Consider the following 25,131-nt stretch of genomic DNA (forward strand, 5'->3'; position numbering starts at 1 on the left):
CCATGCCACGCAAAGCCGATGTTTCGTTGCCGCAGATGGAGCTGGAACAGCAGCGCGACGCCACGCCCGGTTTCGAGCCGAAAGGCAGTTTCGGTTTCATCCGCTACCTGGAGCACGGCTTTCCGAATGCGCTGGTGCGCTGGCATTATCACGACGAGTACGAGCTGCACCTGATCGTCGAGACGAGCGGCAAGGTCTTCGTGGGCGATTATATCGGCCAGTTTGCGCCCGGCCATTTGGTGCTGACGGGGCCGCGCGTGCCGCACAACTGGGTCTCGCTCGACACGCCGCCGGAAGGCGTGGCCCTGCGCGACATGGTGCTCCAGTTTTCGCATGCGCCGCTGGCGTCAATGGCCGCCGTCATCCCGGAACTGAAAGGGATTTTCCCGCTGCTGCAGCGTGCCCTGCATGGCGTGGAATTTTTCGGCGTCAGTGAGCAGTCGCTGCGGCGCTTCCGGCGCATCCGCGACAGCAGCGGCCTGCCGCGCTTCATCGAGTTTCTGACACTGCTGGGTGAACTGGCGCAGACCAGCGATTACCAATTGCTGTCGACGGTGCCCATGCAGTCGAGCGACGATGACGTGGCTTTGGCGCGCATCAGTTCAGCCATCAACTTCATCGTGCACAATTACAGCAGCCAGTTTTCGTTGAAACAGCTGGCCGAGCAAGTGGACATGCCTGAGCGGACGTTTTCGCGCTTCTTTCGCAGCGCCACGGGCAACAGCTTCACGGACTTCGTCAACCGCCTGCGCATCAACAAGGCGTGCCAGCTGCTGATGGAGACGGAGCGCTATGTCAGCAACATCTGCTACGAGGCGGGTTTTAACAATGTGGCCAATTTCAACCGGCGCTTCCTGGAATTGAAGGGCATGACGCCGAAGGAGTTTCGCCAGCAGGCGCTGGGCCGTTTTGGCGCCTGAGGTTTTTTGAGGTACATTCGATGACACGGGCGGGGACAGCCTGAGAGAGACAAGCATGGAACACCTATGGCAGAAGGACAGCGAGCGCAAGGCGCCCGAGCTGGAACGGGAAAGCTACGATGGCATCATCAATTACCTGGAACACGGCTATCCCAGCTCGCGCGTGCGCTGGCACTGTCACGAGGAATATGAGCTGCACCTGATCGTCGCCACCAGCGGACGCCTGTTCGTGGGCGATTATATCGGCGAATTCTCGCCCGGCCACCTGGTGCTGACGGGCCCGCGCCTGCCGCACAACTGGATTTCCAACGTGGTACCGGAAGGGGGCGTGGCCTTGCGCGACATGATCGTGCAGTTCGCCCACGCGCCGCTGGCCGGCGCCGCGCGCGTCATCCCCGAACTGCGCGAGCTGCTGCCGCTGCTGGAGCGCTCCAGCTATGGCGTGGAGTTTTTCGACATGGGCCACGAGGCCGAGCAGCACCTGGCGCGTATCCGCGCCAGGCATGGTGCCGAGCGCTTCGCCGAATTCGTGCAACTGATGAGCAAGCTGGCGCGCACGGCCAACTATCGCTTGCTGTCGAGCGCTTCGCTGCGGTCCTACGACGATGACGCCACCCTGGTCAAGGTGAATGCCGTCCTCAATTACATCACCGATAATTACCGCGAGCCGATTTCGGCGGAAATGCTGGCCGAGCAGGTGGGCATGTCGCTGAGTAAATTCTCGCGTTTCTTCCGCAAGGCGACGGGCAACAGCTTCACGGATTTCATCAGCCGTCTGCGCATCAACAAGGCCTGCCAGTTGCTGATGGATACCGACCAGTATGTGTCCAACGTCTGCTACGACGTGGGTTTCCAGAACGTGGCCAATTTCAACCGCCGCTTCCTGCAGGTGAAGGGCGTCACGCCCAAGGAATTCCGGCGCCAGGCCGATGGGCGCTTTGGCGGCATCGGCGGGCCTGTTGCGGATACGCCACGGGCCTGAAGGCTGTCATGGGCTTGTCACTTTGCCCAGTTACTCTCCACGGCTTCAATCCCACCTTAGCCGAGGAATGCATGAACACTGCTGTAACGTCGATCCCGAAACTGACCCTGTTGGCCATCGCCGCCAGTCTGACCCTGGCCGCTTGCGGCGGCAGCGATAGTACGCCGGCGGAACCTTCCAAGCCCGTGGCGCAGACGGGCGTGTTCCTCGACGGCGCGGTGGAAGGACTCGATTACGTGGCCGGCAGCGCGGCCAAGGCCAGCACCAACGCCAAGGGCGAATTCATTTGCAACCCGGGCGACACCGTGGCCTTCAGCGTGGGCGGCCTGGCCCTGGGTTCGGCGCCATGCGGCGCCGTCGTCACGCCGCTGGCGCTGGCCGCCAGCACGAACGTGGCGGACGACAAGGTCGTCAACCGCCTGCTGGCGCTGCAACTGCTCGATGAGGACAGCGATCCGTCAAACGGCATCAAGCTGACGGCCGAAGTGAAGGCGGCGCTGGCCGGCAAGACGCTGGACTTTGCAGGTGCTCCGGCCGTCTTCAACACGGCGCTGGCCGCGCACCTGGCGGCGGTAGGCGGGAAATTCGCCGGCCGCACGGTCGATGCCGAGCGCCGCGCGCTGGTGCGCGAGCATTTCGAAGACACCCTCGCCTCGAAAGCGGGCGCGCCCGTTAACGAGGCGCTGACGCAGGCCAATCCGGTGGGAGAAGTGAAAGTCACCGTGACGCGCTACCAGATCCAGGCGGCGGACAAATACTATGTGCCGTACGAAGGCGCGAATGCCAGGATCAAGGGCGAATTCCCGAACGGCTTTTTGCCGTCGTACGGTTCGGGTCTGGCCTACAAGGGCAAGAATGCGGCGGGCGACCTGGAATTCTATGGCTTGACGGACCGTGGCCCGAATGGCGACGGCCCGCTGCTGCCCGATCCTTCGGGCAAGGGCACCATTGGCAGCAAGATCTTCCCGTCGCCGAGCTTTACGCCTTCGTTCGGCGTGATCACGGTGGGCAAGAACGGCGCCGTCCTGGGTTCGAGCACGCCGATCAAGGTGTCAGCCACCGTCAACAGCTCGGGCTTGCCCGTGCCCGTGGGCGCGGTGGGCAATTCGGCCGAGATTCCCGTCATGGATGCGATGAAGTTCGACGCGGCCGGCAAGGCAGTCTTCAACGCGGGCGGCCTCGATTCGGAAGCCATCGTCGTCGATGCGAAGCGCAATGCGCTGTGGGTCTCGGACGAATACGGCCCCTTCATCGTCAAGATCGATGCGGCCACCGGCATCATCCAGGCCAAGTACGAACCGGGCAAGGGCTTGCCGGCGCTGTTCGCCAAGCGCCGCGCGAATCGCGGCATGGAGGGCATGACGCTCGACACGAGCAATGACAAGCTGTACGCCTTCCTGCAAAGTCCCTTGTCCGATGGCACGGCACCCTACACGGTAACGAAGAAGAATGAACAGGTCGAGCGCTTCGCCCGCTTCACGCGCTGGATCGAATTCGACCCGACGACGGGCAGCAGCGGCAAGATGTTCGCCTACCCCTTGAATGCGGCCGACTACCAGGATGGCCGCACGGGCAACGCCAAGCTGGGCGACATGGTGGCGCTGGGCGGCGGCAAGTTCCTCGTCATCGAGCAGGGCGCCGCGCCATCGGGCAAGGTCTTCAACAAGCTGATGCTGGTCGAACTGAAGGGCGCCACGGACATTGCGGCCGCCGCCTTCAACGCGACGACCTCCGACCTGGAAAAAAGCAGCATGGGCGGTGCGGCCGTCAATGGCGCCGACTGGGCGGCAGTCACGCCGCTGAAGAAAACCCTGCTGCTGGACTTGAACGCCATCGGCTGGGCGGCGGAAAAGGCGGAAGGACTGACCCTGATCGACGACTCCACCATCGCGCTGGCCAACGACAATGACTTCGGCCTGAAGACGAAGATCTTTGACGCGAATGGCGTGGAAGTCGATGGCGCCGACGTCACGAAGTGCACGGTCGACGCCAACGGCACCATCGTCACCAGCAGCGCGGCCGGCTGCAATGCCGCCAACACCATCCGCGTGGCGCGCGGCGACGACCGCGAACGTCCTAGCCGTTTGTGGATCGTGAAGTTCGCCAAGGCGCTCAATACGTATTGATGTGATGTGCCGTGTCGGATTACGCGGCGCTGCGCGCCGCTAATCCGACCTGCACGACAAAAAGCCGCGCGGTGCAGAGATGCACCGCGCGGCTTTTTTAACCCTTGAAGGCGAAATACCGGGGTCGGACCCTGAGGGTCCGACCCCAGCCTTTGCGCTGGGGGTTATTTCTTTGTATAAGTGTTCAACCAATCGAGCACCGTGTGATGCCACAGCAGCGAATTGGCCGGCTTCAGCACCCAGTGGTTCTCGTCCGGGAAGACCAGCAGCTTGCTCGGGATGCCACGGCGCTGCAGCGCCGTGAAGGTGCCCAGGCCTTGCGCGGTAGGGATGCGGAAGTCCAGGTCGCCCTGCACCACCAGCATCGGCGTCTTCCAGTTTTTCACGAAGTTGACGGGATTGAACTGTTCGTGCCTGGCCGGTGCGTCGTAGTACGGGCCGCCGTTTTCCCACTCGGTGAACCACAGTTCTTCCGTCGCGTAAGCCATGCCTCGGTTGTCGAACACGCCGTCGTGGTTGACCAGGCATTTGAAGCCGTCCGGCCAGTTACCGGCGATCCAGTTCATCATGTAGCCGCCGTAGGATGCGCCCAGTGCGCAGCTGCGCTCGCGGTCCAGCCATGGAAATTTCTTGGTGGCCGCTTCCAGGCCTTTTTGCAGGTCGACCAGCGGTTTGCCGCCCCAGTCGCCGCTGATGGAATCCGTGAACTTCTGGCCATAGCCGGTGGAACCGTGGAAGTCGATGAAGACGGTGGCGTAGCCGGCGCCCGCATACACTTGCGGATTCCAGCGGTAGCTCCAGCTGTTGCCAAAGCTGCCTTGCGGGCCGCCGTGCACCAAAAAGGCGATCGGATACTTTTCACCGGCCTTGGCATTCCATGGTTTCATCACGTGGCCATACACGGTTTCGCCATCCGCGCCAGCGAACGAGAACTGTTCATATTCGCCGAAACGCACGTCGGCCAGCGCGGCCGCATTTTGCTTGGTCAGCTGGACCATTGGCGCTGTTTCCGACTTGGCGTCGAGTTTGCGCGTGTACAGCTGCGCGCCCGAGGCCAGATTCGCTTGCGCCAGCACGATGGTATTGCCGCGCACGTCGAAGTCGCCCACGGCGCCCTTGCCCGTCAATGCATTGACCTTGCCGCTGGCCGCGTCGATGTGGAACAGACGGTGCTGGCCCACGTCATCGGCGGCGACGAGGAAAGCCTTGCCATCCGGCGTCCAGCGGAAGTCGGCCACGGAACGGTCCCAGTCATCGGCCACGGTGCGCTTCTTGCCCGTGGCGACATCCATCAGCACCAAATGAAAACGGTCCGCCTCGAAGCCTGGCTTGGTCATGGCGACATAGGCCAGCGTGCGGCCATCGGGTGACCAGGTGGCTTTCGCATCCCAGGCCGGATTGTCGGCGGTGAGGTTGCGCGGCGCCTGGCCGCCTGCGGCAGGGATCGTGTAGACGTCGAAGTTGGTCGACCACGATTCCTGGCGGCCAGCCACGCGCACCGAGAAGGCCACCGTCTTGCCGTCCGGGCTGAAGTGGTATTCGCCGTTGTCGCCGAACGGTTTCGATGGCGCGTCGCCATCGAGGGTGCCGCTCAGGCTCAAGGGTGCGGCGCTGACCTTGCCGGTCGAGTCGATCGGCGCCGAGTACAGCGCGTTGCGGCGGCCATCGGCCCAGGTATCCCAGTGGCGCACGAACATCTGGTCGTAGACCATGCCGCTGGCCTTGTTTTTCGCTTTTTCATCGAGGCGTTTTTTCGTGCAGGCGATATCGGCGCAATCGAGGAAGACGCCCATGCTGAAGGCCAGGCGGTCGCCCTGCGGCGACAAGCGGTAGGTGTCGACGTCCAGTGCCAGGTCGGTGACCTTGGCCGCTTCGCCGCCGGTCAGGGGCAGTTGCCACACTTGCGAGGAGCCGGAGCGGCCGGACAGGAAGTAGATGGCGTCGCCGTTCGGCGACCATTGCGGATCGCTGGCACTGGCATCGCCACGCGTGAGCTGGCGTGGCGCCGCGTTCGGCGCGCGCAGGTCGATCATCCACAGCTGCGTATTGCCGCGGTTTTTGTCCAGGTTAGTCGTGCGCACCGTGTAGACGACGCGCGTGGCGTCCGGCGACAGCACGGGGCTGCCCACACGTTCCATGGCGACCATGTCTTCCACGGTGAAACCGCGCGGCGCGGCCACTGCCGGCACGGCGGCAGTGGTGGCCATGGCGGCACTGAATGCTCCCAAGAGCAGCAGACGTAAACTCATTCAAACTCCCGATTCTTATGACGACGTTATTGATATGGTATTGACGTGGCCGGCTGTACCGCCGGCAGCCCGACATCATAGCAATAAAGACGTCCCTGCTGCGGGAGTTGACCGCCGGTTAGCCGGCTGGCAGTGCCAGTTGGTCGAGTGGGCGGGCGCGCAGATGTTTTTTACAGAAACAGCTGTTTTTATGCAAAGTGCTAGACTGCCGGCCTTAGCTCACTACTCTCGATACCCATGCGCCTGACTTCCCTTGCCCTGACCACCGCCGCCCTGTTCGCCGCCTTGCCGGCCCAGGCGGCCCAGGCGGCCACCATGCCGACACTCGAACAAATCCATGCCGCCGTGCAGGCGGGCGTGGCCAAGACCCAAGCCAGGATGCAATCGTCGATACCGGTTCCCATTTCCGTCAAGGTCACCAGCCTGGCCGGCTGCCAGGAGTCGCAGGAAGTGCCAGGCGAAGTGGTGTGCCTGGTGGCCATGAGCGCGGGCATGCGCGACGGCTTTAATGTATTGCCCCTGCGTAAAGAGGGCGATACCTGGGTCGGCGTCGAACGCAAGAACGCCAAGTTCACCGGACCGTCGCCGGCCGAGGCGCAAGCGATGATACGCGCCTGGGCCAAGGAAGAAGTGGCGCGCGATCCGGACGCGGCCAAGGACGTGCAGATGCAGGAAGCGCAGAGCACCATGCAGGTCAAGGCCGTCAATGAATGCGACGTCAAGCGCAAGACGGGCTACCTGGTGTGCGACACGGAATTGAGCGTGCCGAGCCGTCCGGATGGCATCAAGACGGAATTGACTTTCATGCTGGACAGCGGCAACTGGCGCTACGTGCCGCGCTAGGCCACCAGCGGCCACACCGCTCGCGCATCATCTGATACTTCTCCCTGCATGGCGCCAGCGCCTTTTCGCGACGTCTGGCGCTGGTGCACGCCTTCCCTTCCTGCACAGCATGCCCGTGTGGTGGCCCATGAGGCCGCCGGCAGGCATGCGCCTCCATCATCGGCAGGATGCATACAGTTCCACAAAATCAATATGGATTAATTGATATATTTATTGATTAATTATTCATTTCCAATGAAAATGATAGAATTGGTGATTATTGCTGTATTTGTTGTGATTTTTCCATATAAACTAATTTATTTGGTTTAATCATTATTTTCGGCGTATGATATTGATAATGGGCAAGTAAATGCCGCGATCTGAATGTGTGGAGAACCGCCGTGTTGAAAAAAATAACAAGTAGTGAACTCATGTTGGGAATGTATGTCGAGCGCCTCGGCCGCTCCTGGCTTGAGAACCCGTTCTGGAAGCGTTCCTTTTTGCTCGAATCGCCGTCTGACCTGGAGCGTATCCGGGCGACCCGGCTCAGTGAAGTGTGGATCGACACGGCGCGCGGGCTGGCACCGCCTGAACCTGTTGCCGCGCCGCCCGTTCCCGCAGCCGACGCCGTCTGCAACGAAGCTGAAGTCCAGGCCGTCTCCGTTGCGAATGTGGCGCCCGCCCTGTCGCGCGAGGCGGAAATGGCGCATGCCCGGCGCCTGATCGAGCGCACGCGCCAGGCCGTGCAGACGATGTTTGACGAGGCGCGCATGGGCAAGGCCTTGGCCGTGGGGCAGGCCTACGAGCTGGTCGACGACATCGCCTCCTCGGTTCTGCGCGGCGGCGGCGTGTTGCTGGGCCTGGCACGCCTGAAAACTGCCGATAACTATACGTATATGCACTCGGTGGCCGTGTGTGCACTGATGACGGCGCTGGCCAGGGAGCTGGAGCTGGCGCCGGAGCAGGTGCGCTCCGCCGGCCTGGCGGGATTGCTGCACGACATAGGCAAGATGGCCGTGCCGTCCAGCATCCTGAACAAGCCCGGCAGCCTGAGCGACGCGGAATTTTCTTCCGTGCGCGCCCATCCGGCGGCCGGCCACCGCATGCTGATCGAGGTGGACGATATCGATCCGGTGGCGCTGGACGTGTGTCTGCACCACCATGAAAAACTCGATGGCAGCGGTTATCCCAAAGGCTTGTGCGGCGAGGAAATCAGCCTGTATGCGCGCATGGGAGCCATCTGCGACGTGTACGACGCGATTACTTCGAACCGGCCGTACAAGCAGGGCTGGTGCCCGGCCGAATCGCTGCGCCGCATGGCGGCCTGGCGCGGCGGGCATCTGGACGCGACACTGTTTGCCGCCTTCGTCAAATGCCTGGGCATTTATCCGCTGGGCACCCTGGTGCGGCTGCAATCGGAGCGCCTGGCCGTGGTGGTGGGGCAGGCGGCGGGCAAGACGCTGACCTCGCCCACGGTCCGCGTATTTTTTTCCATCCGCGCCGGCACGTGTATCGCACCCTGCGTCATCGACCTGGCGGCGCCGGGTTGCCAGGAGCGCATTGTTTCCACTGAAAGCGCTGCCCAGTGGGGCTTGCTGGACGTCGACCGCTACTGGGTCGGCGAAGCTGCCGTGGCATAGCGGCAGGAATAAAGTATATTTTGTTAATAATAAAATATTAAAATAATGGTGCCAGTGCCGCGTCCGTTTTCCTGCCTGGCGACCGTTCCTTGTCCGCATACCCGTCACCATACGGGCTACCACTGAGGATGTGACCATGCGAATCAATCTTCCCGTCAGCGATACCGAGATCACCCTGAGCGATACCGAGACCATCGTCTCGACTACCGACTTGCAAGGCAATATCACGTATGCGAACCCGTATTTCATCGCCGTCAGCGGCTACAGTGCGGAAGAATTGATCGGTGCGCCGCAAAACATCCTGCGCCATCCGGACATGCCGGTCGAAGCCTTCGCCGATTTCTGGGCCACCATCCGCTCGGGACGCTCGTGGAGCGGCATGGTGAAAAACCGCTGCAAGGATGGTGATTACTATTGGGTGCTGGCAAACGTGACGCCGGTGGTGGAAGACGGCGTGGCTGTCGGCTACATGTCCGTGCGCACCAAACCGACGCGTCAGCAGGTGGCGCAGGCTTCCGCCCTGTACGCGCGCATCAAGGCGGGGCAGGCCGGTGGCATCGCCCTCAGCCAGGGCGCGGCCGTGCGCACGGGCTGGCTGGCCAGGCTGGCGAGCTTGCGCGACCTGGCGCTGGGCAAGCGCATCGCCTGGAACCTGGGTGCGCTGGTGGTGCTATTGCTGTTGCAGCTGGCCTGGGATGCGGGCCTGTTGCCCGATGCGGCCCACGGCTGGCTGACGGGGCTGTCCGCGGCTGCCGTGTGTCTGACCGTGTATTTCTGGCATACCCTGCACAAGGCGGTGCTGCAGCCGCTGCAGCGGGCGCGCCAGGCCTGCGACGTGATGGCGGGCGGCGACCTGACGGGCGAGCTCGATACCACGCGGCGCGACGAGATGGGGCAGCTGCTGCGCTCGCTGCGCCAGCTGCGCGTGAACTTGCACTCCATCGTCGGCGATGTGCGCGGCAATTTCTTGCGTATCAGCATGGCCAGCCAGGAAATCGCCGCCGGCAATATGGACTTGTCGGGCCGCACGGAAGCGCAGGCATCGGCCCTGGAGCAGACGGCATCGAGCATGGAGCAACTGGCGGCCACGGTGCAGCAAAACAGCGGCAACGCCGTGCAAGCGAGCGATATGGCAGGCAAGGTTCATGGCCTGGCGGGGCGCGGCGGCGAAATCGTCGGCCAGATGGTGACGATGATGGCGGACATTAACGCCTCGTCAAAGAAGATCGGCGACATTACGGGCATCATCGAAGGCATCGCCTTCCAGACGAACATCCTCGCCCTGAACGCGGCCGTCGAAGCGGCGCGCGCGGGCGACCAGGGCCGTGGTTTTGCCGTCGTGGCGGGCGAGGTGCGCAGCCTGGCCCAGCGCAGCGCCTCGGCCGCCACGGAAATCAAGCAATTGATCACGGCCTCGCTGGTGCAGGTGCAGGCTGGCGCGAAGCTGGCGCAGCAGGCGGGCGTCAGCAGCACCGAAATGCTGGGCGCCGTGCAGGGCGTGCACGGCATCATGGCGGAGATCGCCTCGGCCTCGCGCGAACAGAGCCATGGCATAGGCCAGGTCAACATGGCCGTCACGCAGATGGATGAAGTGACGCAACAGAACGCGGCGCTGGTGGAGGAATCGGCGGCCGCCTCCGCTTCGCTGCAAGACCAGGCCTTGCAGCTGGAGCAAGCGATGGCCTTGTTCAAGCTGGAGCGCCGCGCTACAGCAGGCGCTCTGACAGCGCCTTGAAGTCCACTTGCGGTACGAGAAAGGCAAACGGCCTGGATACGGGCGGCAGTTGCCTCAGCATGCCGCAGTCGGCGCGCCCGGCCGTCAGCGCTTGCACTTGATCCACATCAACGGGCAAGTCAATTTCGCCGAAGACCAGCTTGCCGTTGCGCGGCACGTGCGCGATGGCCGCATCCTGGCAAGCGAGGAAGGCGACGGCAGCGTGCCAGTTGCCGAACAGCGTTTGCCAGTCGGCATCAAGATCGTGCTCCGCTGTGATGTCCGCCTGCACATCCAGCGCGGGGGCGCTGCCGGTGCCGGACGCAATGCCGCAGTGCGCCTGCGTGGCGCTAACTTGCAGCGTCATGCCGGCGGCCAGGTGCGTCGGCAAGATATCGCTGAACAGCCGCGTGCCCAGCGCATGGGGCAAGCTGGCCATGATGTTTTTCAGGAAATACACGCAGGGCACGGCGGGCGCGCCCGGCGGCGTGTGGTCCAGATATAAACGCCAGTTGCTTTGCAGGGGCGATGGCAGCAGCCGGCGCAAGGGACCGGGCAGGGCAGGGCCGAAATGCCCGTGGCGGTAGGTCAGCACGGTAAACGGCGTCTTGCCGTCGCGCTGCCACAAGGCCACACCTGGGGGCACTAATTTCTGCGCGGCAGCGGCGTCGACCAGCCAGCTCACGTAGACGACGTCGCGCACGTCGCTGTGCAGGGTCAGGAAAGGCAGGCGCGCCATGACCGCCTGGCGCACATTGGCGAAACGCGTGCAATTGGCGAGCGCGGCAAACAGGCGCCCCGGCCAGCCCGCGCGCGGGTGACGATAGGTGTTGTCTTGCAATTGGGAAGTCTTTCGAGTGCGGTGATGCAGGCGGACGCCGCCGCCTGCCGGAAACGCTACGTCTTATTGCATGTGCCAGCCGTGGCTCACTACTATTGACTGGCCGCTCAGTGCCGTCGACGGGAAGGCTGCCAGGAAGACGGCCGTTTGCGCCACGTCTTGCGTGGTGGTGAATTCGCCGTCAATCGTGTCTTTCAGCATCACCTTCTTGATCACGTCTTCTTCGCTGATGTTCAGCTGGGCTGCCTGTTCGGGGATTTGCTTGTCGACCAGTGGCGTGCGCACGAAGCCGGGGCAGATGACGTTGGCGCGGATGCCGTCCTTGGCGCCTTCCTTGGCCACCACCTTGGCCAGGCCCAGCAAACCGTGCTTGGCGGCCACGTAGGCGCTCTTGAATGGCGAGCCTTCGTGCGAGTGCACGGAACCCATGTAGATGATGGCGCCGCCGCGGCCGGCCTTGATCATTTCGCGCATGCAGGCGCGCGTGGTGAGGAAGGCGCCGTCCAGGTGAATGGCCAGCATCTTTTTCCACTGCTCGAACGGGTAGTCGACGACGGGACTGATGATCTGGATGCCCGCGTTGCTGATCAGGATATCGATGCCGCCGAAATGGGCCGCGGCATCGGCCACGCCCTTGTCGACTTGTTCTTCGCTGGAGACATCCATGGCGACGGCAAACGCCTGGCCACCCGATTGCTTGATTTCCTCGGCCGTCTTGCTGGCCGCTTCCAGGGCCAGGTCGGCGATGACGACCTTGGCGCCTTGTTTCGCGTATTCAATGGCCATTTCCTTGCCGATACCACTGGCGGCGCCGGTAATCAGTGCGACTTTGTCTTTGAGTTGCATATTAATCCTTTGCATTGCGGGTTGGAGTGATCGTGGGAAGTCAGACTATGCCAGTATAGCCAGAAAACGCGTCAGGCATGACCCGCGCACGCCTGCAAACCGGCTTGCTTCTCCTGTAATTGCTGCAGGCGCCAGGCGCCGGGATTGGTGCCCGCCCAGACGCGGAACGCGTGGTTGAACGCGCTTTGTTCCTGGTAACCGAGCAGGAAGGCGATGTCGACCAGCGACAGATCCGGCTCGCGCAAATAATCGCGCGCCAGCCCGTAGCGGGCCTGGTCCAGCAGGGCCTGGAAGCTGGTGCCCGCGTCGGCCAGCTTGCGCTGCAGGGTGCGCGGCGTCACAGCCAGTGTGGCGGCAACGCTGGCCAGCCGGGCCGAACCCTGGCGCAAGCCCGCGACGATGGCCGCGTGCACTTGCGCCTCGATGCCGGCGCCGCTTCCCGTTTCGGTCTGGCGCTGTGCCAGCAACTGTTCCGCGTGCTGGCACAGCACGGGGTACAGGCTGACGTCGGCGTTTGGCACGGGCCAGTCCAGCAATTGCGCGTCGAAGGTGGCCGTGTTGGCATCCGCGCCAAAGGCGGGCAGGCTGCCCAGCACGCGCACGTATTCGTCGCGGTGCGTGGCGTGACGCAGCAGCTCGCCGCCGCCATCATGGGCAAACGCCAGCCGGGCCGGCGGCAGCGGCATGCCCGCCAGCCAGTCGCCGCACACTTTGACACCGGCAAAGACGCTGTCGACCAGGTGCCGGCTGGCGCCCGGGTAATTGCTGGCCCAGCGGTAATGCGCGACGGCGCCGTCGCGCTGCAGCGTCGAGCGGCCCAGGTCATGCGCCAGCCGCTCGTAGCGGGCCGTCTGTTCCAGTGCCTGGCCCACGCTCTTGCAACTGAGCAAAATCAAGCCATACGCGCTATAGGTGCCCATGCGTACGCGCTGGCCCACGTGCAGGCCGAAATGCGCATCGCCCGCCAGCTTTGCTGCCGCATCGAGCAGGCGCACGTAGTCGCGCGCGGCCAGGCTGGCCGCTGATGCTTCCAGGCTGTGCGGCGGCACGCCGGCCGCTTGCGCCAGGGTGGCTGCCGCGATGCCGTGCGCGCCGGCCGCTTCCAGCAGCGGCAGCAGATAGGCGCCGGCGACACGGCCGTCAGTACTTGTCATGATGGAACAATGCGATTGTCATGAAAAACCAATACCCTTGGCCTGTGGCGGCATATGCTGTTGAGAAGGCAAGGACAGTATAGCAAGCCGCCGTGGCGCGCAACTGGCCAAACACAGGGGATGTCAATGCAACGCTGGAATGGCTGGGGGGATGAGAGCGTCACGTACGCGCTGAGCGAGGAGGCGCTGGCCTTCCTGGGCGAGCGCCTGGGGCCGGGCAGCGGCATGCTCGACGCCACATTGGACGAAGCCTGCGCCCAGGTGCCCGCCTCGCGCCTGGCGCCGCATCCGCTGATCGACACCACGCCTGCCACGCGCGTGCGCCATGCGCTCGGTCAAAGCCTGCCCGACTGGTTCAAATTGCGCCACGGCCGCATCGGCGCGGTGCCCGATGGCGTGGCGTTTCCCGACAGCCCACTGCAGGTGCGCCAGTTGCTCGACTACGCGCGCCAGGCCTGCGTGGCCGTGATACCGCACGGTGGCGGCACCAGCGTGGCCGGGCACCTGACGGTCGCGGCGGGGTCACGCCCCGTGCTGGCGCTGAGCCTGCGGCGTTTGTCTGCGCTGGGCTACCTGGACCGCGAAGCGCAGCTGGCCACGTTTGGCGCGGGCGTCTACGGCCCCGACCTGGAAGCGCAGCTGCGCGCGCATGGCTATACCCTGGGCCACTATCCGCAGTCGTTCGAATACTCCACCCTGGGCGGCTGGATCGCCACGCGCTCGTCGGGCCAGCAATCGCTGCGCTATGGCCGCATCGAGCAGCTGTTCGCGGGCGGCGAGGTGGAAACGCCGTCCGGCACCCTGACGATTCCCACGTTTCCCGCTTCGGCGGCCGGCATCGATCTGCGCGAAATGGTGCTCGGTTCCGAGGGGCGGCTGGGCATCCTGACGCAGGCCACGGTGCGCATCTCGCCGTTGCCGCCCTACGAAGCGTTCCACGCCGTGTTTTTCGCCGACTGGGGCCAGGCACAGGCGGCCGTGAGGGCGCTGGCCCAGTCGCGCCTGCCCTTGTGCATGCTGCGCCTGTCGAACGCGCTCGAGACGCAAACCATGCTGACCCTGGCCGGCCACAAGAAACTGGTGGGACTGCTGGAGCGCTACCTGTCCCTGCGCGGCTGCGCGCAAGGCAAGTGCATGCTGATGCTGGGCGTCAGCGGAGAAGCAAAACCGGCGCGCGCGGCCCTGCGCGGCGCGCTGGCGCTGGCGCGGCGGCACAAGGGCGTGCACGTGGGACGCCACATGGGCGACAAGTGGAAGCAGGGGAGATTTCGCAACGTCTACCTGCGTAACGGCGCCTGGGAACACGGCTATGTCATCGACACGGTGGAAACGGCCGTCGACTGGCCCCGCGTCACGGCCATGATGGCGGCGCTGGAGCAGGCGGGCACCCATGCGCTGGCCGCGCACGGCGAGCAGGTGCACGCCTACACGCATCTGTCGCACGTGTATGCGCAGGGCGCCAGCGTCTACACCACGTATGTGTACCGGCTGGCGCCCACGTATGAAGACAACATGGCGCGCTGGCGCAGCCTGAAGGACGCGGCCTGCGCCGCCATCGTGGCCAATGGCGGCACCATCAGCCACCAGCATGGCGTGGGCACGGACCACGCGCCGTGGCTGGCCGCAGAAAAGGGAGAGCTGGGCATCGCCGCCATGCGCGCGCTGCTGCGCCAGTTCGACCCGCAGGGCATGATGAACCCCGGCAAACTGCTGCCCGACACCGGGGGCGGCTTGTGAACCGGGGGGAGTTGCCTGGCGTGCTGGCGCGCGACTGGGATGTGCTGATCGTCGGCGGCGGCATCACGGGCGCCGGCATCCTGCTGGAAGCAGCGCGGCGCGGCTTGAAGGCGCTGCTGGTGGAACAGCGCGATTTCGCCTGGGGCACGTCGAGCCGTTCATCGAAGCTGGTGCACGGCGGCTTGCGCTACCTCAAGCAGGGCCAGTTCGGGCTGACGCGCGAATCGGTGCATGAGCGGCAAGCCTTGCTGACGGATGCGGCGGGGCTGGTCGAGCCGCAGGGCTTTGCCTTTGGCGACTACGTCGGCAGGAAACCGGGGCGGCGCCAGTTCATGCTGGGCCTGGCCATCTATGACGTGATGGCGGGCCGGCGTGCGCGCCGCTATGTCGACGCGGCGGACTTTGCCATGCTGGCGCCGCACATCCGGCGCGAAGACCTGCAGGGCGGCATGCTGTACCAGGACGCCAAGACGGACGACGCGCGCCTGGTGCTGCGCGTGCTGCAGGAAGCGCGCCGCCATGGCGGCGTGGCCGTCAATTACCTGGGCGTGGCGTCCTTGCTGCGAGAGGGGCAGCGGGTCGTCGGTGCCACCTTGATCGATGGCGTCGGCGACGCAAGGTTGACTGCGCGCGCGCGCCTGGTGATCAGCGCCACGGGCGCTTGGGCCGACGGCTTGCGCGGCCAGGTGGGAGAGCAGCCGAAACTGCGGCCCCTGCGCGGCAGCCATCTGCTGCTGCCTGCCTGGCGCCTGCCGCTGGCGCAAGCCGTCAGCCTGATGCATCCGCACGATGGCCGTCCCGTGTTTGCGTATCCGTGGGAGGGCGTGACCCTGGTGGGTACCACCGATGTCGACCACGGCGCCAGCCTGGACCTGGAGCCTGCCATCACGCGCGGCGAACTCGATTATCTGATGACGGCGCTGCGCTGGCAGTTCCCGCAGCTGGCGTTGGGCGAAGACGACGTGCTGGCCACGTTTGCCGGCGTGCGCCCCGTCATCGACAGCGGCCAGCTTGACCCGTCGAAGGAAGCGCGCGAACATGCGCTATGGCTGGAAAACGGCTTGCTGACGGTGGCGGGCGGCAAGCTGACGACGTTCCGCGTGATTGCCCTCGACGCATTGCGCCGCGCCGCGCCACTGCTGCCGGACTGGCAGGCGGATTTGCGTCCCTTGCCGATTTTCGACGCAACGCCACCCCTGTCGGGCAAGGCCTTGCTGCTCGATGGCGAACAGCGCGCACGCCTGCTGGGCCGTCATGGCGCGGCCGCGCAGGCCCTGTGCGATGCGGCGCAGGATGGCGAACTGGCGCCGGTTCCCGGCACGCAGACCCTGTGGGCCCAGCTGCGCTGGGGCGCGCGCACCGAGGACGTGCAGCACCTGGACGACCTGCTGCTGCGGCGCACGCGCCTCGGTTTGCAGCTGGCCGGCGGCGCGCTTGCTATCATGCCGCGCCTGCGCGCCATTTGCCAGCATGAACTGGGCTGGGACGATGCGCGCTGGGACGACGAGCAGGCGCGCTACCTGGCCCTGTGGCGCAGTCATTACAGCGTGCCGCAAGGCGAATGAAGCAATGATAAAAACAGCGATAAAAATAGAAAAGAGGAGAGCATCATCGACACCACCCTGTTTGGCCAGCCCCTGGCGCTGGGCGACGCCCGCATCACCTATGACAGCCTGTCGTCGCTGGACCTGCGCCAGAGCGTGGAGCTTATCGTCGATGACCTGGGTGAAGACCTGCTGCAAATCACCTGCGCGAATGGCGACATCGTCGACGTGGGCTGGTATCCGGCCTGGAACGAACAGGGACGCTTGCGTGTGGTGGCCGTACGCGGGCAGGACTGGGAAGCGCCCGTCTTCAGCGCGCAACCGGAAAAAGATCCGCAGGCGCTGCTGGCCGCGCTGCGCGCCGCGCTGGCCAGCGTGGCATAAGCCATGGCCTGCGCAGCGGGCAATGGCCCGTATATCCTCTCCATCGACAATGGCACGCAAAGCGTGCGCGCGCTGCTGTTCGACCGGGACGGCAACCTGGCGGCCAAGGCGCAAGTGTTCCTCGAAGCGTATTACTCCGAGCACCCCGGCTGGGCCGAGCATGACGCCGACGGCTACTGGCAAGCCGTGTGCGAAGCGTGCCAGCAGCTGTGGCGCGGCACGGACATAGCCAAGTCCTCGGTAGCCGGCGTGGCTGTGACCACGCAGCGCGGCACGGTGGTCAATGTGGATGAACATGGCGTCCCCCTGCGTCCCGCCATCACCTGGCTGGACCAGCGCAGCACGCGCGACATTCCGCAACTGGCGCCGTGGTGGCGCGCCGCCTTCCGCGCCACGCGCCTCGATGGCACGATCGCCTATTTCCGCCGCGAGGCCGAGATCAACTGGATCAGCGCGCACCAGCCCGACATATGGCGCCGCACGCATAAATTCCTGCTGCTGTCGGGCTTTTTGAATCACCGCCTCTGCGGAAAGTATATCGACTCGACCGGTTCGCAGGTGGCCTACATCCCGTTCGACTACAAGCGCCACGCCTGGGCCGGGCGCTTCGACTGGAAGTGGCAGGCGCTGGCGATCCAGCGTTCCATGCTGCCGGAGCTGGTGACGCCGGGCACGCGCATGGGCGCCATCACGGCCGCGGCGGCGGCAGCGACGGGCATTCTTGAGGGCACGCCCTTGCTGGCGGCCGCCGCCGACAAGGCGTGTGAGGTGCTGGGCGCGGGCTGCGTCGAACCGCATGTGGCTTGCCTCAGCTACGGCACCACGGCCACCATCAACACGACCAACCGCAAGTACGTGGAAGTGACGCGCTTCATTCCGCCGTATCCGGCCGCCATGCCGGGCGCCTACAGCACGGAAGTGCAGATTTTTCGCGGCTACTGGATGGTCAACTGGTTCAAGGAGCAGTTCGGCGACCGCGAACGGGCGGCCGCGGCCGAAGATGGCACGGGCCTGTCTGCCGAAGCGCTGTTCGACCGCCTGGTCGACGCCGTGCCGCCCGGCTCCATGGGCCTGATGCTGCAGCCGTACTGGAGTCCGGGCATCAAAGTGCCTGGCCCGGAAGCGAAGGGCGCCATGATCGGCTTCGGCGACGTGCACACGCGCGCGCACATATACCGCGCCATCCTCGAAGGACTCGCGTATGCGCTGCGCGAAGGCAAGGAGCGCATCGAGCGGCGCAGCGGTATTGCCATTACGGAGCTGCGCATCGCGGGCGGCGGTTCGCAAAGCGACTCTGCCATGCAGCTGACGGCCGACATCTTCGGCTTGCCCGCCGCTCGTGCCCACGTGTATGAAAGTTCGGGCCTGGGCGCGGCCATCGCCGCTAGCGTGGGCCTGGGCTGGCATGCGGATTTTCCCGCCGCCGTGCAAGCGATGACGCGCAGGGGCAAGGTATTCCAGCCCCATCCCGAGCATCGGAAAATCTACGAGCAGCTGTACCGGCGTGTGTACCAGAAAATGTATGCGCGGCTGCAGCCCCTGTACCGCGAGATCGCCGACATTACCGGCTATCCGGAATAACTAGGCATTAAATCGTATTGCGAATCATTCGCATTCGATATATGATGTGTTCCGCATTTCACTAAGGCAACTTATCCCGGTGACTGCAGTGCGCCGCCGGCCATGCGCCGGCGGCGTGTCCGCGCGGGCAGGGTTCCGCCGCAACGCTTGCGTCAACGCCGCCGCTTGATCGTGCACCGCCTATCCTCTGCCCGGCTTTTTCATTCCAATAGCATCAAGTAACAAGCAAACCCAGGCAAGGATAGCGACGAAGAGCAGCAGCAAACAAGGATGGACCCCGCTGGCCGCCGCACTGGCGCTGGCATTGGGCGCCGCGCACGGCCCTGCGTGGGCGGCAGCGATGGCCGACAAGGCCGAGAAGGCTGACGCCGTGCAGATGCCCTCCATCAGCGTGTTTGGCGACGCCATCAGCGCCGGCACGGCCGGACGCTAGTACATCAACAGCGCCGACATCGAGCGCCAGCAGGCCGACAATGTCGCGTCCTTGCTCGACACCCTGCCCGGCGTGGACCTGGCCGGCACGGCCCGCCCCAGCGGCCAGAGCCTCAATATCTGGGGTTTTAATAAAGTGCAGGATGTGAAAGTCATCCTCGATGGCGTGCCCAAGGGCTTTGAAAAATACCGCCAGGGTTCCATCTTCATCGAGCCGGAGCTGATCAAGCAGATCGAGGTGAACAAGGGCGCGCATACCAGCCTGTATGGCAATGGCGGTTTCGGTGGCGTCATCACGGTCGAGACCAAGGATGCGCAAGACTTGCTGGAAGGCGGCGAGAAAGTGGGCGCCATGCTCAAGTACTCGCGCCATTCGAACAATGGCGAAAACGACGCCACCGTGGCCGTGTATGGCCGCAGCGCAGATGGTCGCTTCGATGCGATGGCATTTACCACGCAGCGCAAGTCCGACGATTTGCGCAAACCCGATGGCAAGCCATTCCGCTTCTCCGCCATCGACGCGCCATCGAGCCTGGCCAAGCTGAATATCCGGCTGACGCCGGAGCAGCTGCTGACCCTGACGGCCATGAAGAGCGGCAGCACGGGCTGGGGACCGTTCGCCGCCATGGGCGAGGACGTGCCCACGCCGACCGAGGCGGAAATCAGGAAGTACGGACTGGAAGAAGCGTGGCAGCGCAAGGCCGTGTACCGCGACCAGGACGACGACACCTATTCCGTGAAGTGGCAGTATGCGCCGCAGAACAATCCATGGATCAAGCTGACGGCCAGCGCCGGCTATTCGCACACGGACCAGCATGACAAGCGCCTGCCATCGGCTTCACTGGGTTCCTATCTGGGTTCGCTGGGCAACGAGAGCTGGGCTTCGTATGTGGACCGCATTTTTGAGGTGCGCAATGAAAGCGTGTTGACGACGGGCGCCGTGTCGCACGTGCTGCAAACGGGTCTGCAATGGCACAAGAATGTGCGCGATACCCTGATGTACTACCCGTCGTCGACGGCACTGAAGGACCCCAGCTACAACTACGGCTACTTCCAGCCCTACTACATGCCGGCCGGGCGCCAGGAAACCACGGGCCTGTACCTGCAGGATGCGATGACGTATGGCGACCTGACGCTGACGGCGGCGCTGCGCCACGACCGGGTCGTCTCCGAGGGCGTGCCGAACAAGGCGTCGCGCTACAACAGCCCGCTGCCGGCCGCCGGCCACGATTTCAGCGAAAAGGTGCACGCGGACTGGTCGCCCCGCCTGGGTCTGTTCTGGAAGGCATCGAGCAGCATGGCGCTGTTCGGCGACTTGAGCCGCACCTGGCGCGCGCCGACCATCGACGAGATGTATTCGAATGAATATTATGTGTCGCCGCGCCTCGGTTCATCGACGCCGGGCACCAGCCGTAACCTGGCCGTCGAGCGCGTGACGGCCGTACGCGCGGGCGTCATGCTGCACCGCCAGAACGTGTTCATGCAGCGCGACGACGTGCAGCTGCGCCTGACGGTCTACCGCAATCGCGTCAGCGACAATATCGGTCCGCGCCTGGGCATCCTGATCGAAGGCTATGTGCCGGGATCGGGCAAGGTGCCGCCGGCGCTGTCCGACTACCGCAACCTGGCTGGTTTCCGCACGCAGGGCGTGGAGGTCGAGTCCTACTACAACGCGCCGCGCCTGTTTGCCAGCGCCTCGCTGTCAAAGCAGCGCGGCACGCGCACCGGTACCCAGCGCGACCCATGGGGTCAGGATGAACCCGTGTCGACGATTGCGCCGGACAAGCTGATGGCGGGCCTGGGCTGGCGCATGCCCGACCTGGGTGCCAGCATCGGCTGGCAGGGTCGCTTCGTGGCGAAGCAGGAGCGCGTGCTACCGGTGGGCAGCGTGTACCGCCTGCCGCCGTCGAAAGGCTATGCGCTGCATACTTTGTTCGCCTCGTGGAATGGCAAGCAGGGCGTGTGGCGCGGCACGGAAGTGCGCCTGACGGTCGATAACGTCTTCAACCGCAATTACATGCCCTACTTGAGCGAAGCCGTTACCGGCGTGGGGCGCAATGCAAAGTTGAGCGTGTCGCGTAAGTTTTGATTAATTTTAAGAATGGCGGGCCTGAGACACTTGGCCCGGGGGGCCTTTTTTGTGACTTGGGCCTACTCCCGGTCCGTTGCATGTTCCGTTGAACTTCCAACTTCCAACGTCAACGTAGAACCAATGCCTTGACCGTTTTCCAGGCCGTGCTGCCCGACTGCGTGACGCGCACCTGGTTGCGGCCCCCTTCCTTGGCCACGTACAGGGCGCGGTCGGCGGCGACGAACAGCGCTTCGCGGTCGTCCAGCTGGTGCGGGTGGATGGTCGCCACGCCGATGCTGACGGTGATCCACGGCGAGGTGGCGGAGCGCGGGTGCGGCAGTTGCAGTGCTTCGATGTGCATGCGGATGGTTTCGGCCAGATGCAGGGCGCCGTCGGCATCCGTGTCGGAGCACAGCATGACGAATTCCTCGCCGCCGTAGCGGGCTGCCAGGTCGCCCGGGCGTGCGGCGTGCGAGGCGATCGCTTGCGCCACCTGCTGCAGGCAGCTGTCGCCAGCCGGATGGCCCAGGCTGTCGTTGTACAGCTTGAAATGGTCGACGTCGAGCACCACCAGCGACAGGGCGCCGCCGCCGCGCACGGCGCGCTGCCACTCTTTTTCCAGGAAGCTGTCGAAATGCCGGCGGTTCGCGATCTTTGTCAGCGGATCGAGATAGGCGGCGCGCTGCAGCGCGTCTTCCGACCGTTTGTGGTGCGTGATGTCGTGCAGCAGGCCGATATACAGGGGCTGGCGCAGATACATGGGCGTCAGGGTCAGGTCCATGCTCAGCGCGTGGCCAGCGCGGTGGCGGATCACCACTTCGCGCGTGCCGTGGTTGTGCGCCGTCTCCGGATTGGCTGCGTACATGGCAAAGTAATCGAGGTATTCCTGCGTCACCAGGGGGCTGAGCAGTTCAGCGATCGAGCGTCCGGCCAGTTCGTTTTCGCGGTAGCCCAAATACTGGTCGCAGGCCGGGTTGGTGTACTGGATGCGCCCGTCCGCCTCGATGATCAGCAAGCCCTCGGCCATGTTGTTGACGATGGTGCGCAGGCGCTCGGCCTGCTCCTGCTGGGTTTCATTGCTGCTGCGGATGTGCAGCTGGGCGCGCACGCGTGCACACACTTCGGCCATGCGCAGCGGTTTGCTGATGTAGTCGACGGCGCCGCAGTCGAAACCGGCCACCACGTCTTCCGTCTCCGTCCTGGCGCTCATGAAGATGACGGGAATGCCCTGCGTCAGCGGATGCTGCTTGAGGCGGCGGCAGGTTTCGATGCCATCCATGTCCGGCATCAGCACGTCGAGCAGGATCAGGTCGGGATGGGCACGCTGGGCGATCGCCAGCGCCCGCTCACCGGACGTGGCGACAAAGGTTTGATAACCCTGTTCGATCATCAGCTTGCGCAGCAGCTCAAGGTTGGCCGGCGCATCGTCGACAATCAAAATGGCGGCATCGCGCCGCTGGGAATGCTCCACACTGCCTGGACTCATTGCTTCCGGCCTTCTCGATGTACTCTGCGCTGCCAGCGTTTGCTGCATTTTCCGTGATGCTGACCGGGTTCAAAGCGGATACAGCGGTCAAATCATACCGCCTTGCCAATTTTTTGGGTGGAAAAATCGAGGTTGCGCGAGACGGTAAAATATTATCTTTGTGATATTTTTAAGAAAAAATACACGCAGTTGCTGTCGCGAAGGCGGTTTTTGGGCGAAAAAGATGCGTGCCCCTTGGCGCCTGGGGCAGCAGTGACACGCCCCGCAGCTGCGGGGCGTGAAAGGGATCATTACATTTTTGCGGCGATCAGTTTGCCCAGGATGGCGATGCCCTCGCGGATGCGTTCCGGCGGCACCGTGACGAACGACAGGCGCAGGGTATGCGTTTCCGGCGTGTTCGCATAGAACGGCGCGCCCGGCACGAAGGCGACCTTGTTGGCGATGGCTTCATCGAGCAGTTTCATGGCGTCGATGTGCTTCGGCAAGGTGACCCAGATGAACATGCCGCCTTCCGGTTTCGTCCAGGTGACGCCGGCCGGGAAGTGCTCTTCCAGCGCCGACAGCATCGCCTGGCACTGGTTGCCGTACAGGCTGCGGATGCTGGGAATATGGCGGTCCAGGAAGCCGTCCTTGATCACTTCATGCACCACCATCTGCGTCAGCTGCGAGGTATGCAGGTCGGCCGCCTGCTTGGCCAGTTCCAGGCGGCGTACCAGCGGCGGCGGGGCCACCACGTAGCCGAGGCGGATACCGGGCGTGAGCACTTTCGAGAACGAGCCCATGTAGATCACGCCGTCCGGATTCATGTTGATCATCTTCGGATACGGCTCGCCGCTGTAGCTCAGGGCGCCGTACGGATCATCCTCGATCAGCGGCAGGCCGTGGCGGGCGCAGGTCTCCACCAGTTCCACGCGGCGCGCCACGGACAGGCTGCGGCCCGTCGGGTTCTGGAAGTTCGGCAGCGCGTACAACAGGCGCGCGCCATCGGCGACAGGGTCGATCGACGACGGCACCAGGCCTTCGTCATCGGTGTCGACGGAAACGAATTCGGGACGGTAGACGGAAAACGCCTGCAGTGCGCCCAGGTAGCTGGGGGTCTCCACCAATACCTTGCTGCCTTCGTCGATCAGTACCTTGCCCAGCAAGTCGAGCGCCTGTTGCGAGCCGGACGTCATCAACACTTGTTCGGGCAGGATGGTGCTGCCATTGCTGGAGAGCGAGTCGGCGATCCACTGGCGCAGCGGCAGGTAGCCGTCGGTGGGACCGTATTGCAGGGCCACCTTGCCATTGTTCGACAGGACCTTGTCGAAGGCGGTCTTCATTTCTTCCACGGGGAAGGTGGCGGGCGAGGGCAGGCCGCCGGCAAACGAGATGATCTCGGGGCGCTGCGTGATCTTCAGGATTTCGCGGATGAACGAGCTTTGCAGCTGTTCCGCGCGTTCGGCAAAGCGCCATTGGATCGGATTCGGATTTTCAATTTTCATACGAGTCTCACAGAAGATGCCGAGCTGCGCCGGCTGGATTTGTTGGCCCGCTTGTGGCGGTGCGTGCGCAAGCGGCGCCGGATAGGCGTCGCCATGGTGCTGCGGTATTGTACGGCTTGCACGCCGCTCTGCCCATCCGCACGCGCAAGGACGTTGCAAATGGACGTCAGGGAGCCTTACTTCAGCTTGCGCCCGATGGCCACCACGGCGATCACGGCGCCGGCAAACAGCAGGCTTTCTCCCGTCAGGGGCTCGTGCAGCAGCACGGCCGCGCCCATCAAGGTGAGGAAAGGCTGCAGCAACTGCGTCTGTCCCACGCGCGCCACGCCGCCCAGCGCCATGCCCCGGTACCAGAAAAAGAAGCCGATAAACATGGAAAACACGGAGATATAGGCAAAGCCCAGCCAGGCCGCGCCGCTGGCCTGCGCCATCAGCGCGCGCTGCGGCCACGCGTTCCACAGCACCACGGGCAAGACAAAAGGCACGGCCAGCAGCAGTGCCCAGGAAATCACATGCTGGCCCGGCATGGCTTGCGCCAGGCGTCCGCCTTCCGCATAACCGAGGGCGCCCAGCAGCACGGCGGCGAACATCAGCCAGTCGGCCAGGTGGAAGCTGCCGCCGCCCTGGCGCAGGGCGAACGCCACCACCAGCGCCGTGCCGAGCAGGGCCATCAGCCAGAATCCCGGGGAAGGGCGCTCCTTGCCGCGCAGCACGGCAAACACGGCCGTGGCCAGCGGCAAAATACCCACCAGCACGGCGCCGTGCGAGGCGGGCAGAGTGCGCATGGCGATCGACGTCAGCCAGGGGAAACCCAGCACGCAGCCCAGCGAGACGAGCGCCAGCGGCAGCCATTGTTCGCGCCGCGGCATTGGCGCCCGCTGCTGCCACAGCCAGAGGCCTGCCAGGCAGGCGGCGACCAGGGCGCGGCCCAGGGCGACAAAGGTGGGGTCGAGTTCGGCCACGGCCAGGCGCGTAAAGGGCAGGGTCAGGCTGAAGAGGGCGACGGCTATCAAGCCCAGCAACAGGCCTTTGCGGTCGGCACCGAGGCGCGGGAGGGAACTGGGGGAGGTGGTGGCGGGCGATGGCATGGCTGTCCTGGTGCGGGTGGTGTGGAATAA

General features: G+C 64.5%; 19 protein-coding genes. 12 read left to right on the forward strand and 7 right to left on the reverse strand.

Features of this window, described 5'->3' with window-relative positions:
• The first annotated feature begins 2 nt into the window (after positions 1-2).
• From O0882_RS26115 to O0882_RS26125, 3 genes are all read left to right on the forward strand, one after another.
• Entirely contained in the window at positions 3-920 is a 918-nt protein-coding gene (locus O0882_RS26115; RefSeq protein WP_289952711.1) for an AraC family transcriptional regulator, read from the forward strand.
• A gap of 55 nt (positions 921-975) precedes the next feature.
• Positions 976-1,902, forward strand: coding sequence for an AraC family transcriptional regulator (locus O0882_RS26120; protein ID WP_289952713.1), 927 nt, complete (start codon positions 976-978; stop codon positions 1,900-1,902).
• A 71-nt stretch (positions 1,903-1,973) separates the two neighbouring features.
• Positions 1,974-4,028 (forward strand): esterase-like activity of phytase family protein, encoded by a 2,055-nt coding sequence (locus tag O0882_RS26125; protein ID WP_289952715.1) that lies wholly within the window; start codon positions 1,974-1,976, stop codon positions 4,026-4,028.
• Positions 4,029-4,192: 164 nt separating this feature from the next.
• On the opposite strand, the gene O0882_RS26130 is transcribed toward O0882_RS26125, so the two are convergent.
• Complete coding sequence (locus O0882_RS26130) at positions 4,193-6,235, reverse strand: S9 family peptidase (protein ID WP_289952937.1); 2,043 nt, start codon at positions 6,233-6,235, stop codon at positions 4,193-4,195.
• 279 nt (positions 6,236-6,514) lie between these two features.
• On the opposite strand from O0882_RS26130, the gene O0882_RS26135 reads away from it, so the two are divergent.
• From O0882_RS26135 to O0882_RS26145, 3 genes are all read left to right on the forward strand, one after another.
• Entirely contained in the window at positions 6,515-7,120 is a 606-nt protein-coding gene (locus O0882_RS26135) for a hypothetical protein (RefSeq protein ID WP_289952716.1), read from the forward strand.
• Between the two features lie 380 nt (positions 7,121-7,500).
• Positions 7,501-8,739: an HD-GYP domain-containing protein gene (locus O0882_RS26140; RefSeq protein ID WP_289952718.1), complete on the forward strand. Its 1,239-nt coding sequence runs from the start codon at positions 7,501-7,503 to the stop codon at positions 8,737-8,739.
• A 136-nt stretch (positions 8,740-8,875) separates the two neighbouring features.
• Positions 8,876-10,474, forward strand: coding sequence for a methyl-accepting chemotaxis protein (locus O0882_RS26145; RefSeq protein ID WP_289952720.1), 1,599 nt, complete (start codon positions 8,876-8,878; stop codon positions 10,472-10,474).
• Here the strand turns inward: O0882_RS26145 and O0882_RS26150 are convergent.
• From O0882_RS26150 to O0882_RS26160, 3 genes are all read right to left on the reverse strand, one after another.
• Positions 10,446-11,294: a DUF2071 domain-containing protein gene (locus O0882_RS26150; RefSeq protein ID WP_289952722.1), complete on the reverse strand. Its 849-nt coding sequence runs from the start codon at positions 11,292-11,294 to the stop codon at positions 10,446-10,448. The genes O0882_RS26145 and O0882_RS26150 overlap by 29 nt on opposite strands.
• A 63-nt stretch (positions 11,295-11,357) precedes the next feature.
• Positions 11,358-12,140, reverse strand: coding sequence for a 3-hydroxybutyrate dehydrogenase (locus tag O0882_RS26155; RefSeq protein ID WP_096234703.1), 783 nt, complete (start codon positions 12,138-12,140; stop codon positions 11,358-11,360).
• A 71-nt stretch (positions 12,141-12,211) separates the two neighbouring features.
• Positions 12,212-13,294 carry an AraC family transcriptional regulator gene (locus O0882_RS26160; protein WP_289952723.1) on the reverse strand — a complete coding sequence of 361 codons (1,083 nt, stop codon included), beginning with the start codon at positions 13,292-13,294 and terminating at the stop codon, positions 12,212-12,214.
• Between the two features lie 126 nt (positions 13,295-13,420).
• Here O0882_RS26160 and O0882_RS26165 point away from each other — a divergent pair, with 126 nt between their 5' ends.
• The 6 genes from O0882_RS26165 (at position 13,421) to O0882_RS26190 (ending at position 21,061) form a co-directional block, all read left to right on the forward strand.
• Positions 13,421-15,031, forward strand: coding sequence for an FAD-binding oxidoreductase (locus tag O0882_RS26165; protein WP_289952724.1), 1,611 nt, complete (start codon positions 13,421-13,423; stop codon positions 15,029-15,031).
• A complete protein-coding gene (locus O0882_RS26170; RefSeq protein WP_289952726.1) occupies positions 15,028-16,596 on the forward strand; it encodes a glycerol-3-phosphate dehydrogenase/oxidase in 1,569 nt (522 codons plus the stop codon). The genes O0882_RS26165 and O0882_RS26170 overlap by 4 nt, the downstream gene beginning before the upstream one ends.
• A 135-nt stretch (positions 16,597-16,731) precedes the next feature.
• Positions 16,732-16,959 carry a hypothetical protein gene (locus O0882_RS26175; protein ID WP_289952729.1) on the forward strand — a complete coding sequence of 76 codons (228 nt, stop codon included), beginning with the start codon at positions 16,732-16,734 and terminating at the stop codon, positions 16,957-16,959.
• Between the two features lie 3 nt (positions 16,960-16,962).
• Positions 16,963-18,540 (forward strand): FGGY-family carbohydrate kinase, encoded by a 1,578-nt coding sequence (locus O0882_RS26180; protein WP_289952731.1) that lies wholly within the window; start codon positions 16,963-16,965, stop codon positions 18,538-18,540.
• 304 nt (positions 18,541-18,844) lie between these two features.
• A complete protein-coding gene (locus O0882_RS26185; protein ID WP_289952732.1) occupies positions 18,845-18,973 on the forward strand; it encodes a hypothetical protein in 129 nt (42 codons plus the stop codon).
• 3 nt (positions 18,974-18,976) lie between these two features.
• Positions 18,977-21,061, forward strand: a complete 2,085-nt coding sequence (locus O0882_RS26190; protein ID WP_289952939.1) for a TonB-dependent hemoglobin/transferrin/lactoferrin family receptor — start codon at positions 18,977-18,979, stop codon at positions 21,059-21,061.
• A gap of 109 nt (positions 21,062-21,170) precedes the next feature.
• On the opposite strand, the gene O0882_RS26195 is transcribed toward O0882_RS26190, so the two are convergent.
• The 3 genes from O0882_RS26195 to O0882_RS26205 form a co-directional block, all read right to left on the reverse strand.
• Positions 21,171-22,529 carry a diguanylate cyclase gene (locus O0882_RS26195; protein ID WP_289952734.1) on the reverse strand — a complete coding sequence of 453 codons (1,359 nt, stop codon included), beginning with the start codon at positions 22,527-22,529 and terminating at the stop codon, positions 21,171-21,173.
• Between the two features lie 290 nt (positions 22,530-22,819).
• Entirely contained in the window at positions 22,820-24,013 is a 1,194-nt protein-coding gene (locus O0882_RS26200; protein ID WP_289952735.1) for a PLP-dependent aminotransferase family protein, read from the reverse strand.
• Positions 24,014-24,189: 176 nt separating this feature from the next.
• Positions 24,190-25,101: a DMT family transporter gene (locus tag O0882_RS26205; protein ID WP_289952737.1), complete on the reverse strand. Its 912-nt coding sequence runs from the start codon at positions 25,099-25,101 to the stop codon at positions 24,190-24,192.
• Positions 25,102-25,131: the final 30 nt, after the last annotated feature.

The sequence above is a fragment of the Janthinobacterium sp. SUN073 genome (assembly GCF_030397665.1).
Lineage (GTDB): Bacteria > Pseudomonadota > Gammaproteobacteria > Burkholderiales > Burkholderiaceae_D > Janthinobacterium.

Bases quoted from the DNA above. Each gene is read 5' to 3' on its own strand.
- O0882_RS26115 (WP_289952711.1), top strand. From the start codon at position 3: ATGCCACGCAAAGCCGATGTTTCGTTGCCGCAGATGGAGCTGGAACAG.
- O0882_RS26120 (WP_289952713.1), top strand. From the start codon at position 976: ATGGAACACCTATGGCAGAAGGACAGCGAGCGCAAGGCGCCCGAGCTG.
- O0882_RS26125 (WP_289952715.1), top strand. From the start codon at position 1,974: ATGAACACTGCTGTAACGTCGATCCCGAAACTGACCCTGTTGGCCATC.
- O0882_RS26130 (WP_289952937.1), bottom strand. From the start codon at position 6,235: ATGGCCACCACTGCCGCCGTGCCGGCAGTGGCCGCGCCGCGCGGTTTC.
- O0882_RS26135 (WP_289952716.1), top strand. From the start codon at position 6,515: ATGCGCCTGACTTCCCTTGCCCTGACCACCGCCGCCCTGTTCGCCGCC.
- O0882_RS26145 (WP_289952720.1), top strand. From the start codon at position 8,876: ATGCGAATCAATCTTCCCGTCAGCGATACCGAGATCACCCTGAGCGAT.
- O0882_RS26155 (WP_096234703.1), bottom strand. From the start codon at position 12,140: ATGCAACTCAAAGACAAAGTCGCACTGATTACCGGCGCCGCCAGTGGT.
- O0882_RS26160 (WP_289952723.1), bottom strand. From the start codon at position 13,294: ATGACAAGTACTGACGGCCGTGTCGCCGGCGCCTATCTGCTGCCGCTG.
- O0882_RS26165 (WP_289952724.1), top strand. From the start codon at position 13,421: ATGCAACGCTGGAATGGCTGGGGGGATGAGAGCGTCACGTACGCGCTG.
- O0882_RS26180 (WP_289952731.1), top strand. From the start codon at position 16,963: ATGGCCTGCGCAGCGGGCAATGGCCCGTATATCCTCTCCATCGACAAT.
- O0882_RS26195 (WP_289952734.1), bottom strand. From the start codon at position 22,529: ATGAGTCCAGGCAGTGTGGAGCATTCCCAGCGGCGCGATGCCGCCATT.
- O0882_RS26200 (WP_289952735.1), bottom strand. From the start codon at position 24,013: ATGAAAATTGAAAATCCGAATCCGATCCAATGGCGCTTTGCCGAACGC.
- O0882_RS26205 (WP_289952737.1), bottom strand. From the start codon at position 25,101: ATGCCATCGCCCGCCACCACCTCCCCCAGTTCCCTCCCGCGCCTCGGT.